The sequence below is a fragment of the Paenibacillus sp. SN-8-1 genome, from assembly GCF_050995535.1.
Lineage (GTDB): Bacteria > Bacillota > Bacilli > Paenibacillales > Paenibacillaceae > Fontibacillus.
On the sequence record NZ_CP194782.1, the window covers coordinates 357468 to 370672 of the forward strand.

The window sequence follows — 13205 nt, forward strand, 5'->3', positions numbered from 1 at the left end:
CTGGAACGGATCCGGTCTCCTTACCCCGTTAACTTCCAAGGAAATAATGAGTTATGAGTTTTGCTCGTCACAAATAAAGCACCACCTCTCGGGAGTGAAATGACTCCTTAGATGGTGGTGCTTTTGTTTAATTTATCACACATTGCGGCCCGAAATCCGGAGAACAAAACCGGCTTAGATTACAGCTCTATATTTAGAATCTCGCGAATATCCTGCTCGGAGAGGGAAGATAACGATTCCTGTCCCGGCTGAATGACTTCCTCAATCAGATTCTTCTTCCTCTGCTGAAGCTCGTACATCTTATCCTCTACCGTACCTTCGGAGACAAGGCGGATGACCTGCACGACATTCTTCTGTCCGATCCGGTGTGCCCGATCGGCAGCCTGCTGCTCGACCGCGGGATTCCACCAGAGGTCGTACAGAATGACCGTGTCCGCACCGGTCAGGTTCAGACCGGTTCCACCGGCCTTGAGGGAGATCAGGAACAGGTCGCCTTCTCCTTCGTTGAACCGGCTGCATAGCTCAACCCGCTCCGCGCCAGGGGTCTGACCGTCCAGGTAAAAATGCGGTACACCCTGGTATCCGAGTTCCCTCCGGATGAGGCCGAGCATCTGGGTGAACTGCGAGAAGATCAGCATTCGCTTGCCTGCACTGCGGCAGTCATCGATGATCTCCAGCAGCTGTTCGAACTTGGCGGAGCTCCCGTTATACCCTTCGACGAACAGGGCGGGGTGGCAGCAGAGCTGGCGAAGCCGGGTTAACCCGGCCAGGATCTTGATCCGGTGCTTCTGCAGATCATCCTCCTTGAGGTGCTTGAGGGTCTCCGCCTGCAGCTCGGCGAGGTAAGCCGCATACAGCTTCTTCTGTTCAGGCAGCAGTTCAGAGGCCTGTACGGTCTCGATTTTCTCAGGCAGCTCCTTCAGGACATCCGACTTCAGACGTCTCAGCAGAAAAGGGCGAACCCGTCTGGCTATGGTCTCCCGAGGGAAGTCGTTAAATGCCTGACGATTCGGGAACAAGGCCGGGAACACGGCGCTGAAGATGGACCATAGCTCTTCAAGCCCATTCTCGACTGGGGTCCCGGTAAGGGCGAAGCGGTACTTGGCCTCGATCGATTTAACAGACTGCGCGGTCAGCGTACCGTGATTCTTGAATGCTTGGGCCTCGTCCATAATCAAGGTATGGAAAGGCTCAGCCGCATACAGGTCCTTATCCTTCCGAAGAAGCGGATAGGAGGTAATGATGACCTCCGCCCCAGAGCTTCGGCGGAGCAATCGGCTTCGCTCGCTTGGGCTTCCATCGGCAATGACCGCCCGCACCTCGGGTGCGAATCTTCTCAGCTCATTCCGCCAGTTATAGACAAGCGAGGCCGGAGCAACGACCAGGATCGGCAGCTCTTGGCTTCTGGCCTCGGGCAGCACCGAGACGATAAAGGCAATCGCCTGCAGCGTCTTGCCGAGTCCCATATCATCGGCAAGAATTCCGCCGAAATGATAATGGGCGAGCGTCTTCATCCACTGGTAACCATATTTCTGGTAATCCCTAAGAACCTTATCCAGCGTGGCTGGAACAGGGAACTCCAGATTGTCGGGACTACGCATATTCTCTAGTAGGCGCCGGAAGGATTTGCCCAGGATTAGCGAGCTGCGCTGCTCCTGAGCATCCAGCAGATGGAGGCCCCGGACAACAGGCACACGAACCTGGGACCCCTCGACATCGCTAAGACGAATGCCAACTTCATTGATCAGCCTTACAATTTGTTGGAACTCCTCACTTTCGAGCGGCATCAGGGAGCCGTTAGACATCCGGTAATATTTGCGTTTCTCGCCCAGCGTCTTCAGCAGATTCCGTATTTCAGACTCCGGAATTCCTTCCATATCGAAGCGGAACTCCAGCCAATCGGTACGCTCATCGATATCGGCACGAATTTTGGGCGGGGTGGAAGGTGCCATGATTCTGACTTTGACTGCAGAAGTGGCGAATACCTCCACGAGCTTCTCCAGCTGCGGCACAATATGATACAGGAATTCATACTCCCCGTCCTCGTCCTCCATGAAGTAGCCGCTCTCGCTCATCGCGAAGGCACTCTGCTCCATGAGATCAAGAATCTGCCGTTCCTTCTCGCCATCGCGCATAAGAATTCGGCCTTCCCCGCGCTGTGAGCCCCCAGTCTCCAGTGGATTAATGACAATGTCGCCATACTGGAATTCAAGACCTGCGAGCAACTTGTCTCTAATCCGGTCAAGATAGAGCCTCGCTTTGAGTGCGGTCTTCATGATCCGATCCGACACTGCTTCGGCGATATGAACCTCACCGAGCTTCATCAGTCCAGGAACGACCCTCTCCATGAAAGGTTCCATTTGCTGCGCGGAGATCAGAATTCGGGAGTCGCGCGAGGTATCCAGCATCATCTTCAGTTCAAGGAGCCGCTTGCAGCGTCCGGCAGGCAGCTTGAGCAGTCTGCCTTCAGAGAGGACAATGCCATAGGATTCAAGCACAGTAAGCTCTTCCAGACCCTGAATGTCCAATTGATAGCCTTCGCGGACAGCTTGATCGAATTCGAACCGCAGTGGCAGCCCCTCTTCCGACAGATGAATCCCTTCGTATATTCGTTCCTCCTGAATCAGCTTCACTGAAGGAGCTGCCGTAAGCAGGGGATACAAGGCCTCCCAGAAGGAAGGTGGAACGGGCAGCATGCGGTCGCCGCTGGACTTGTTCGTATAGGCCGAGTAGGTGCTTAGAGTCTCTCGGTACATTTTCTCATGCTGGTATATGTTAATGAGCTGCTGGATCACGGCATCATTCTCGGGACCGAAGCTGTGCAGCTCGGGGACGTAGCTGAAATGCTTGGAGAACATCATCGAGTCTCGCCGCTCGATTCGGTCCAGGAAATCCCGGATTTTCTGAACAATATAGAGCCTCTTCGAGCCGACCTTCATCTCGACCCCGAACATAAATTTATTATGGCCATAGGCAAAAGGCCTGCAGATGAACTCCACATCCAGCTGCTCTCTTGGATCGAACAGACGGGTGGCGCTTGGACGCGCAGGCTTATCCCGGAATAATCCAAGCAGCTCCCCGGCAAGTCGGGAATCACCGTTGGAACCCTTGGGCGGTTCAAGATGCTCCGAGCCCTCGAAATGGTACACGCGCAGGGGCTTTCTCTTCCCGGATTCCTCTGCCATGCTGGGATTCATACTTCCGCCGGACAGAATGGGGCGAACCGGGGAGTAACCACCATGCTCGGTCTGATGGATGCTGAGCAGGACAGCCGCAATATGCTTGCAGTACTGGAAGCTGGAATAATAAGCAGGGCAGGTGCATTTAGCATCCACATCACTGTTACTGTCGATTTCGACCTGAACGTTATAGCTGTGTTTACCGCGGACAGCCGCCTCGAAGATTCCGGAACCGGGATCATAATTTTCGAATTTGACCCGTCCCTCCTCGTAATAGGCCTCTCCCCGCTCAAAGGATTTCGGCCCGCATAGCAATTTAATTATTCGCTGTGTCAGCTGAAAATTCATTGTGCTGGTCCTTTCTATTAGGTAAGGAAATGATGCTGCAAAAGCTTATATAGATGATCCACGGACTGCATCGCGTACTCGAACCTGACAGGCTCACCATCTCCAAGCAGAACCAGACAAGGCACACTGGAAATTCTCCATTGTTCGCGCAGCACCGGGGCGTAATTAATGTTGATTTTACTAATCTGGATAGACGGATCAGCAGCCTGCACAATCTCCAGCATCCGTTCGCCTAGCTGGCAGGTGCCGCATAGAGCGGTATAGAAGAAGACAGCTTCCCTGCCGTTTGTAGTATGGGTCCCGCGGACAAGCTCCTGTTCCTTTACTTCTAGAAGTGGCATCGCCGCACTCCCTTTCCTGGCGTTATATAGGCTTAATTACAATACTACCAGTATAGGCCTGAACGGGAGTAATTACGAGTCTTGACTCAGAGGGGGCGCAGAGGCTTGCGGATGTGATGAACGTAGGGGATTAGGCGGATGGTAGATGGTGAACCGGGCCAATCGGGGGTTTATTTGCGATACTTGTTAATCCAGCTCGGTGATTGGTTTTTAGGCTCTGTTGCACAGAACGCAAAGGATCCTAAAAACCAGTCACTCTCGCTAACTTGATTTCAATCTTATATAACACAAGATTGGCTTAAGCCCGTTAACTTGAATTTCTCCACATATACACATCAGTCAGCTTTGTTAAGTAGTTTTCAAGTCTATGAACTCTTTGTTCATATCACTAAGCTCCCTTCGCTTTGCAGGAATTGCAGCCGCATCCTGTTGTTTTGCAAGACGATCCGTTTGTTTTTCGTCTTTGATAAATAACGATCCCTACTATCACGAATATAAGCGCGATACCCGCCAAAATAAGCGGATTCAAGAAGAAAGAGGATACCCCCAAAACTGTCAGTCCCCCAAGCAGCGGCAATGCGCAGCATAAAGCACAAGCTCCTAATAATCCTAGACCAGCCAGCCAACTCCCTTTTTTCATTTACATCACCTTTCAATTGAAGTTATGATATGAATCATTATGAATCCATTGGGCTGCTTCCTGCCCCAGAGCGTGCGAATGGCCAGCGCCGATATGACGAGCGGCTTCTGGATCGCATCCATTTTATTAAAGTTGCACAACAAACAGGGTTTAGTATTCAGGAAATTGCTGTTTTGCTAGAAGGCTTTGAACCAGGCGATGCGCTTTCAGATCGATGGGAGCAGATGGCACGGCAGAAACGCTCTGAGCTAGAAGAACGAAAGAAACAGCTGAATTCGATGATTCAGATTTTAGATAGCGGGTTAAGCTGCAAATGCCTTACTTGGTCGGAATGCAAGGATAAAATAGAAAATGAAGGCTCGTGTTAGAGGCAAGAGTTGAAGGAGAAGGTAACGGAATGACAGCTCGGGAAAAGCTTGAACAAAAGCAGATTTGGCTTTATGTCGCTGTATTGGTGCTGGCAGCCGGGCTTGGCTTATTAGCGCCTACACGAATGACGATATTAGATAATCACATCCTTATTTCTATCGTCATCGCTGGTTTAATGTTTGGAATGTTTACACAGATTCCATTTACATCTATTAAGGAATCACTTGGAAATCGACGGTTTATCCTGGCCATTCTAACCGCCAATTATATTGCGGTACCGATTGTCGTCTGGTTTTTATCTCGGTTTTTGCCGGATCAATCTCCTGTATTATTGGGTGTGTATCTTGTTCTACTTGCACCCTGCATAGACTATGTCATCGTATTTACCCATTTAGGCCGTGGAAATGAAAAGGCAATGCTCTTATCAACACCGATACTTTTTGTGACGCAAATGTTGTTATTACCCTTGTATCTATGGGTTTTCATGGGCAAAAAGACATCTGAAGTTGTGAAGCCAGGCCCCTTTATCGAAGCGTTTCTTATTATCATCGTGTTACCGCTTCTGCTGGCAATAATCATGCAACTGTTCTCTAAAAAAACTCGAAGCGGTGGTCAACTCCTGATAGATGTGTCCGCATGGCTTCCTGTCCCACTGATGGCTCTTACACTGTTTATGGTTGTATCCACGCAAATTAGTAAGCTGTCCATCTACTGGGATCTGATTATCAAGGTGATTCCGATCTATATTGCATTCATGTTCATAATGCCGATCATTACCCGGTTTATCGTAAAATGGTTTCGCCTGGACATCAGATCAGGGCGGGCTGTTATTTTTAGTGCGGGAACCCGTAATTCTCTTGTAGTTCTTCCACTTGCTCTGGCCTTACCTGAAAAATGGAGCACGCTAGTAGCAGCAATTATTGTAACACAGACTATTGTCGAGCTTGCAGGCGAGCTTATCTATGTTCGTGTTGTTCCTAATTTGGTGCTCCGTGATAATGTTGATTGGAATGAAAATGATACCGAGTAACGTGTGTGCTCCAGTTGCATCTTTTACCACCAGAGATTCGTTCTTTCAAATGGCTTAAGGATTACAAAATTAGCAAGGTGGTGAATGGCTTGCCAATATCTGAATATTATTTAAATTTGCGTAAGAAGATAGGATCCGAATTAATCTTTAATCCAAGTGTAGCAGCTATTATTCGCAATCGAAGAGGGGAGATACTGTTTCAACGACCATCGCTTAATAGTGACATTTGGAGTTTGCCGGCAGGTGCTATTGAAATTGGAGAAACACCTGCTGAGGCTGTCGTTCGAGAAGTTTGGGAAGAAACAGGGTTGAAGGTTAGCCCTACGAAAGTGATTGGTATTTTTGGCGGGAAAGACTTTAGATTTACTTATCCTGACGGCAATCAGGTAGAATACATCATTGTCATGTTTGAATGCACTATTAATAGTGGGAATTTAGAAGCAGTTGATGGGGAATCCGCGGAGCTACAATTTTTTAATGTTGACTCAATACCCAAGCTAGCTATCCCTTATCCAAGAGAGGTCTTTTACCCGAGCAGCTCCGAGAGGACACTTTTTTAGGAACGACTTCGAGTACGACAGTTCGTAGACCGAGCAAGACCAGCTATTTGTTGGTTGAGTCTGCTCGGATTTTTAAAATTCAGATAGCAACATTACTTTAGTAAATAGCCTGAAAAATTAAGCCGCCGATCATATCGGCGGCAGAGAGAGCCCGTTCCAATCCTCCAGTCAAAGCAGCGCAGCTGCTCCGGCTGGTATGAATGCTGCCTAATAAGCCTCTAGCAGCGTGCAATCGGCTGCCTTGAATGTAGTCCAGGCTCGTTACGCCTATCACTTACACCAGGAACATGGCCACCACCGTTGTGACAGCCAGGCCGATCAGCACCGGCTTCAAGTTACGCCGGGCCAGCTCGAACGGGCTCACGCCGCAGATCGCCGCGGCTGGAATCAGCGCCCAGGGAATCAGCGTACCGCCGCCGACCCAAATGGCGGCTACCTGCCCGAGGGCGGTCAGGGTTGCAGCACCGGAGCCGATGGCTGTAGCGAACAGGTGGGCGATGGACCCGGCCAGTGAGATCCCGGAGAAGCCGGAGCCATCGAGACCCGTAATGGCTCCCGTGATGGTAAGTGTGACGGAGCCGACCACACCGTTCAGCGGCACCGATGCGGCCAAGGCTACGCCCAGGTCGTTCACAATACCGTGTGAGGCCTCGGGCAGAACTTTGCCGAACAGCTCGGTAAATGCCGCATCTCCCAGATAGAAGAAGGCCGCAATCGGAATGACAGGGCCGAATACTTTGAATCCGAAGACGAAGCCGTCGATAAGATATGACGTGACTTGTTCAAGGCCTTGACTCTTATGGGCAAGCAGAGTAACCGCGATCAGAATGAACACTGCTGTGCCACCCACCAGCGCCGTGGCATCTCCGCCCTGCAGCTTGAGCAGGAACATCACCGTAACGTCCAAGATAAATAATAGCGGGATGAGGATGGCTAGAGTTTTTCTGAGTGTGGGGGAGAGCTTAAGAGATTCCTTATCAATTCCATGTACGGTCTGAGCCCGCTGCTCCTCATTCTCAGCGGTTAGACCCGCAGGGGTGCCTGCTCCGGATACAAGTCCGTCCCTCCAGGTTCCTTTTCTCAGATCCCTACGCATCATCCAGAAAGCGGCCACCGTTGTCACAACACCCATGACAATAACCAGCGGAACGCTGGCCTCCATTACACTTGACACTGGAAGGCCCGCAGCATCTGCGGTCAGCTTGGGCGCTCCTTGAATGATATAATCTCCTGACAAGGCAATTCCGTGACCGAACAAATTCATCGCCATGGCCGCGCCAAGGGCCGGCAATCCGACGCGGAGCGCTACCGGCAGAAGGACTGCTCCGATCAGAGCCACGGCAGGCGAGGGCCAGAAGAAGAACGAGGTTACCAGCATAATGAGGCCGATTCCCCAGTAAGCCATGGCCGGAGTCCGCAGAAAACGGGTCAGAGGGGCCACCATGGTCTCATTGATACCCGTACGAATGAGTACCCGGCTCATCGCCACAATAATGGAGATGATCATGATGGTTCCCATGAGCTCTTTGGTCGCATAAATGAAGGAGCTGAATATCCCCGATACCGAACCATGAAGCGTCTCGGTAGCAAGCAACCCCAGCGCGAAGATTCCCACCACACAAATCATCGTCGTATCGCGCCGCCGGATCAGCAGTCCCATAATAAACACAATAAAAGCCAGATACACCCAGTGAATTGCGGTTAACTGAATGCCCATACCAGCCACGCACCCTTTCTTCGCCTCTAATAACAGGTGCTATACAGTATGCAGGGGCCTGGGCAAATGTTCACCCGACCGGATCGTGCGTGAAATATCGGGTAGCACCGAATTAGACCTGATATTCTGATGCTGAAAGGAGCAAATAGGATGCTTGAACGACTGAATAGCGCACTTGCTTATATTGAGGAACACCTTGCAGGCGAGATCGATATGAAAGAAGCAGCGAGGCGGGCTTGTTGTTCGGAGTACCATTTTACCCGGATGTTCTCATTCCTGGCCGGGATTCCGCTATCCGAGTACATTCGCCGCAGGCGCCTGACTCTGTCCGCATTTGATCTCATTCATAGCAGCATGAAGGTTATCGATGTGGCTGTCAAATATGGATACAGCTCGCCGGACTCTTTTGCCAGAGCTTTTCAGAGCTTACATGGGGTGAGGCCTTCAGAAGCCAGACAGCAAAGCCACTTTCTTAAGTCGTATCCTCCTATGACCTTTCAAATCGTGATCCAAGGAGGCAGCGAAATGAACTACCGTATTGTTGAGAAAGAGGCATTTCGTATTGTAGGAATTAAGAGAAGGGTGCCTATGCAATTTGAGGGAGTGAATCCGGAGATCGCCTCCATGTATGAGAGCCTGGATATGGAGACGATTACCGCCATCAAGGAGCTATCCAATGTGGAGCCTACAGGGATAATTAGCTCATCCACGAACTTTTCCGAGGGACGGATGGAGGAAAGAGGAGAGCTCGATCATTATATTGGTGCCGCAACGACAAAAGATTGCCCAGCCCATCTGGCACAGCTTGAAGTTCGTTCAGGTACGTGGGCCGTATTTGAATCGGTTGGTCCCTTCCCGGCAACTCTGCAAAATATATGGGGGCGTATCTATGCCGAATGGTTCCCGTCCTCAAGCTATGAACTTGCGGAAGGTCCGGAGATCCTGTGGAATGAGCACAAGGATACCAGTTCTCCCACGTACAGAAGCGAAATATGGATTCCTGTCATCGCAAGGGACAGAGGTACCGAATGATCTGTATTTAAATAGGGGAATATAGATCGTACAGGTTGGTATAATCTAGAGTAAGTAACTGTGCCTGTTGATTCTAAAAAAGACGCCACAACACAAAGACACCCCATCGGGTGTCTTTGGTTCGTTGCAATGTATTCCCTCTCTAACGTTTATAGTCTCGAACGAGACTTCGCATCAGAACCTCCGGCTCGCGCCCCCGCCTCCGGAGGAACCGCCTCCGCCGCCGCGGAAGCCGCCGCCTCCACTACCACCACGACCTCCGCCGCCCCATCCACCGCCGCCGCGTCCCATCATGGAGAGCAGAGTCAGGGTGATGGCGCCGCGGAAAAAGATAAAATCCACGGCGAGCAGACCGATAATCACGATGATCCAAACGATGGATATCCCACCACCGGTGTCCTGGCCGGCGGCCGTGCCGGATTCCGGCAGAACGACGGACTCGGGATTCAGCTTGTCCTGGACTCCATATTCCGCGGCCACTTCGTTGTACAGAGCTTTGTAGGTTTGGACGATCGCCTGGTCCGGCTTATTCTCCTTCAGATATGGAATGGCGGTCGTATCGAGGATCCGTCCGGCCTTGCCGTCAGGGATGGCTCCTTCCAGACCGTAGCCGACCTCAATCCTTGCCTGGCGCTCGCCCATGGAGAGCAGCAGCATCACTCCGTTGTTCAGCTCCTTGTTCCCGAGCGCATACTTGCGAAAAGCCTGGTTCCCGTACTGCTCAATATCGGCTCCGCCGAGAGTGGGTACGGTAAGCACAGCCACCTGGGCCTTCGTCGCATCCTCGAGCGCGCGGCCAAGCTTGGTCAGCTCCGCCTTCTGATCGGCGGAGAGCAGCCCCTCAAAGTCCTGGACATAGATATCGCCTACCGGCGCAGGAATGTCCAGAGCTGCAGAGACGGAAGCCGCGCTTCCAAGCAGCAGGAGCAGCAGGAGCAGCAGGAGCAGAGCGGCGGTCAGCGCGGTCGGCAAGCGGAAGCGGCCCCGGGGACCGGGGGCCGCCTGGCGGTTAGCCTGCCGAGCGGCCTGGGGATCAGCCCCCAGCCCATCCCGGCTCCCGGACAATTGCTGGCAGACGGGCCGCTTCACCGGCCCATTCATGCCCGCGTACCTGCAGCCGTCACGCTATACTGGCTGCCCCCAAAGAGGAATGAGGTTGATCCATTAGTACTGAAATCTACCTGCGGGTTCTGTCTGGATTCGGTTGTTGTCTTGAAGTATTCCTTCGCATCAAAGCCCATCACTCCGGCGATTAGACGGCCGGGGAATCGCTTGATCATCGTATTATACTGGGCGACAGAATCGTTGTAGTCTGCCCGTGCCACAGCAATCCGGTTCTCGGTTCCGGCAAGCTCGTCCATCAGCTGAGTGAAATGAGCATCGGATTTGAGGGTTGGATAGTTCTCCACCACAACAAGCAGGCGGCCCAAAGCACCCTGAAGCTGATCATTCGCAGCAGCCTTTTCCTCCGTTGTACGTGCACTGCCGAGCGCGGCCCGGGCATCGGTGACCTGCTTGATCACATCCTTCTCATGCTGGGCAAACCCTTTTACTGTATTCACCAGGTTCGGAATGAGATCATATCTGCGCTGAAGTGCTGATTCGATCCGGCTCCATTTCTGGTCGACATTCTCTTCGGCAGTCACATATTTATTGTAATTGCTGATCATAAAGATCACGATAATCACTAGAACCGCAGCGACCACGATGATCGGTATCAGACACCCTTTTCCTTTGAAATTCATCCTGTAACCTCCTTGATCGTATTCACATATTCATAAGGTAAGCTCTTATGCATTCTTATACCCCGTGGGCTTCGCCGAGAATCTTGTACCTGGTGAGTGTACAAGCGCAGCAAGCTTTGAGATAATATTGTATTAATAACCAAACTCCCTGGGTATTCACAGAATGACCGGGTGATATAGAGGGAATCTATGGACAATTTAATGAAATGGGTCACGCCTGACGGATGGTTGGATGAACGTAACCATCATATCTTTGCACGTGAAGCTTTATATAAAGGAAGGAACGGCAGATTCGTAGAACGGTTCTATGTCTCCCAGCAGCAAAGTTATATCTTCAAGCCGGTAACCCATGCGGGTCAGGCAGGGCGCGAGGGCTGGGTGTATGAGCATATTCTGCCATTAATTCCGGACATTTATCCGAAGATGCTGGCAAGGTCCGATGCAAGCGATGAGACAAGCTGGGCGATCTTCGAAGATTTGGGCAAGCTAAAGCATGCATTTGAATGGGATACGCTCCTCGAGGTTACAAAAGCCATGGCACGATGGCACGCTCTTCCCGGGGATCAGTTACCTGTAGAGACACCGGTTAACGGACACAAACCGCGGATAGAGCTCGCTGCTGCCGAGATTACTCTGCAAGCAGAAGCAGCGGCATCCCTGCTTGCGGAGCTGCATATTTCCGCCAGTGCCGCAGCCCGGCTGCTTGCGGCAATCCGGGATCTGGCGGCCATGGGAGATCGCTCACCTTATGCCGCTTCCCAGGTGCTCACGCACGGGGACCTGCACTTGGGGAACTATGCTATGGCCGGGGAGAAGCTGTATATTTTGGATTGGGAGCATGCCCATCTAAATACGATGCACTGGGACCTGTATCACTTATTAGACATGTCCCATCCGCTGTTTCCGAAGCAGATCACCTCTTCCACTCGGGAGCGTGTTCTTAACGTGTATGCAGCCGAATCGGCTGCCAACGGCAGAATTCTGGACAGAGACCAGTTGGGAGAAGAATATGCCTTCTTCGCGGCAGTATACTCTGTTTGGATGCTGCTGTTGATCCGCAAGGACCTTGAGCAGAAGGAGGCCGTATGGCCAGCCAGCCAATTGCAGGCACAGTGGAGAGAGACAGCGGATAGTCTGATGCAGTGTATGAGCCTGCTTGGGTTCATAGATGGCAGGAGCGATAAGGACATCGGCAATCATATAGAGAAGGCGGTGGGAGAATGAAGAAGGTAGGACTTGTTATGCGCAAAATCCAATTCTCCGAAGCCCAGGGGCCGCGCGTATTTGCGGAACGGCTTCAGAGAATTGGCAGGGAGATCGGTGTGGATATCGTCTTTATCTCTCCAGAGCGTCATGTCAGCGGTCATGATTGGCTGCCGGGTTATGAGCATGAGAAGGGCGATCTGGTTAACTATGATATTGTTCTGGACAAGCTCTATGAACATAACATTGACCATGTGATCTACACGGTGTCGGGATTCACCTTCCTGAAGATGTTCCTCAAGAACAGCGTCCTGTTCCCGCACAGCTTCCCGGACCCGGCCCTAACCGGATATGAAATGATGAAGCCGTTCTACTCCATTGTGGACAAGGCCATCGTTCAGACGGAATTTCTGAAGCGTGAGATGGGACGGAATTTCGGGATTACGGACGTCACGGTGATTCCGATCGGCTTCAACGAAGCCTTGGCCGAGAAGCACTATGACCCTTCCCAGATTGTAAATAACCGAATCATGTGGATCGGAAGGGACGAAGAGAACAGGCGGCCTGATCTTGTAGTTGAATACGCTCGGCGCAATCCGGATAAGGAAGTATTCATGGTGTTCGGCGGGGAGCGGTACCGGGAGAGTATGAAGAAATATGACCTTCCCTCCAACATCAAGCTGCAGTTCGCATTGTCCCAGGACGAGGTTTTCGCCCTGATGAACTCCTCCAAGGTGTATTGGAGCAGTTCCAAATTCGATACGTTCGCAATGCCGCTGACGGAAGCTATGGCCATGGGCAAAATTGTCGTCAAACCGGAGCATCCCTGCTACGGTCACATTAGCTCCCGTCATGCTTTTGCCGGAAATGAGGAGAATTGGTTCGAGCTCGTCAACATGGCGGCGGCCGCGCCTTATCAAGTCTCTGAGGAGAATCGGAGCTACGCTTTCGAGAAGTTCTCGAGCCGGGTAATGAAGCAGGGATATCAGGACTTCTTCGACAAGTGGCTTAGAAGCTAATCTGCCAGAATTACTGGTTAGG

At 51.7% G+C, this 13205-nt stretch carries 13 protein-coding genes; 6 read left to right on the forward strand and 7 right to left on the reverse strand.

What is annotated here, in order from left to right:
• Positions 1-179: 179 nt before the first annotated feature.
• The 3 genes from ACRRNK_RS01830 to ACRRNK_RS01840 all read right to left on the reverse strand — a co-directional run bounded on the left by ACRRNK_RS01830 (position 180) and on the right by ACRRNK_RS01840 (position 4455).
• Positions 180-3527, reverse strand: a complete 3348-nt coding sequence (locus ACRRNK_RS01830) for an SNF2 helicase associated domain-containing protein (RefSeq protein ID WP_433945128.1) — start codon at positions 3525-3527, stop codon at positions 180-182.
• A gap of 17 nt (positions 3528-3544) precedes the next feature.
• On the reverse strand, positions 3545-3868 hold the full coding sequence (locus tag ACRRNK_RS01835) for a thioredoxin family protein (RefSeq protein WP_433945129.1): 324 nt from the start codon (positions 3866-3868) through the stop codon (positions 3545-3547).
• A gap of 380 nt (positions 3869-4248) precedes the next feature.
• Entirely contained in the window at positions 4249-4455 is a 207-nt protein-coding gene (locus ACRRNK_RS01840; protein WP_433945130.1) for a hypothetical protein, read from the reverse strand.
• A gap of 82 nt (positions 4456-4537) precedes the next feature.
• Between ACRRNK_RS01840 and ACRRNK_RS01845 the strand changes: the two genes are divergently transcribed.
• The 3 genes from ACRRNK_RS01845 to ACRRNK_RS01855 all read left to right on the forward strand — a co-directional run bounded on the left by ACRRNK_RS01845 (position 4538) and on the right by ACRRNK_RS01855 (position 6467).
• Positions 4538-4876, forward strand: a complete 339-nt coding sequence (locus ACRRNK_RS01845) for a MerR family DNA-binding protein (protein ID WP_433945131.1) — start codon at positions 4538-4540, stop codon at positions 4874-4876.
• A gap of 29 nt (positions 4877-4905) precedes the next feature.
• Positions 4906-5907, forward strand: a complete 1002-nt coding sequence (locus ACRRNK_RS01850; protein WP_433946773.1) for an arsenic resistance protein — start codon at positions 4906-4908, stop codon at positions 5905-5907.
• Between the two features lie 89 nt (positions 5908-5996).
• Positions 5997-6467: an NUDIX domain-containing protein gene (locus ACRRNK_RS01855; protein WP_433945132.1), complete on the forward strand. Its 471-nt coding sequence runs from the start codon at positions 5997-5999 to the stop codon at positions 6465-6467.
• A gap of 97 nt (positions 6468-6564) precedes the next feature.
• Here the strand turns inward: ACRRNK_RS01855 and ACRRNK_RS01860 are convergent, their stop codons facing one another.
• Both ACRRNK_RS01860 and ACRRNK_RS01865 read right to left on the reverse strand, forming a co-directional pair.
• Positions 6565-6741, reverse strand: coding sequence for a hypothetical protein (locus ACRRNK_RS01860; protein WP_433945133.1), 177 nt, complete (start codon positions 6739-6741; stop codon positions 6565-6567).
• Positions 6742-8184, reverse strand: a complete 1443-nt coding sequence (locus tag ACRRNK_RS01865) for a hypothetical protein (protein ID WP_433945134.1) — start codon at positions 8182-8184, stop codon at positions 6742-6744.
• Positions 8185-8334: 150 nt separating this feature from the next.
• Here ACRRNK_RS01865 and ACRRNK_RS01870 point away from each other — a divergent pair, with 150 nt between their 5' ends.
• Entirely contained in the window at positions 8335-9216 is an 882-nt protein-coding gene (locus tag ACRRNK_RS01870; protein WP_433945135.1) for an AraC family transcriptional regulator, read from the forward strand.
• A gap of 174 nt (positions 9217-9390) precedes the next feature.
• Here the strand turns inward: ACRRNK_RS01870 and ACRRNK_RS01875 are convergent, their stop codons facing one another.
• A complete protein-coding gene (locus ACRRNK_RS01875; RefSeq protein ID WP_433945136.1) occupies positions 9391-10188 on the reverse strand; it encodes a TPM domain-containing protein in 798 nt (265 codons plus the stop codon).
• A gap of 125 nt (positions 10189-10313) precedes the next feature.
• The gene (locus ACRRNK_RS01880) at positions 10314-10961 is read right to left on the reverse strand and encodes a LemA family protein (RefSeq protein ID WP_433945137.1); all 648 of its coding nucleotides are present in this window, start codon (positions 10959-10961) and stop codon (positions 10314-10316) included.
• Between the two features lie 189 nt (positions 10962-11150).
• On the opposite strand from ACRRNK_RS01880, the gene ACRRNK_RS01885 reads away from it, so the two are divergent.
• Positions 11151-12185 carry a phosphotransferase gene (locus ACRRNK_RS01885; RefSeq protein WP_433945138.1) on the forward strand — a complete coding sequence of 345 codons (1035 nt, stop codon included), beginning with the start codon at positions 11151-11153 and terminating at the stop codon, positions 12183-12185.
• On the forward strand, positions 12182-13183 hold the full coding sequence (locus ACRRNK_RS01890; RefSeq protein WP_433945139.1) for a glycosyltransferase: 1002 nt from the start codon (positions 12182-12184) through the stop codon (positions 13181-13183). Before ACRRNK_RS01885 ends, ACRRNK_RS01890 begins: the two co-directional genes overlap by 4 nt.
• The last annotated feature ends 22 nt before the right edge of the window (positions 13184-13205 follow it).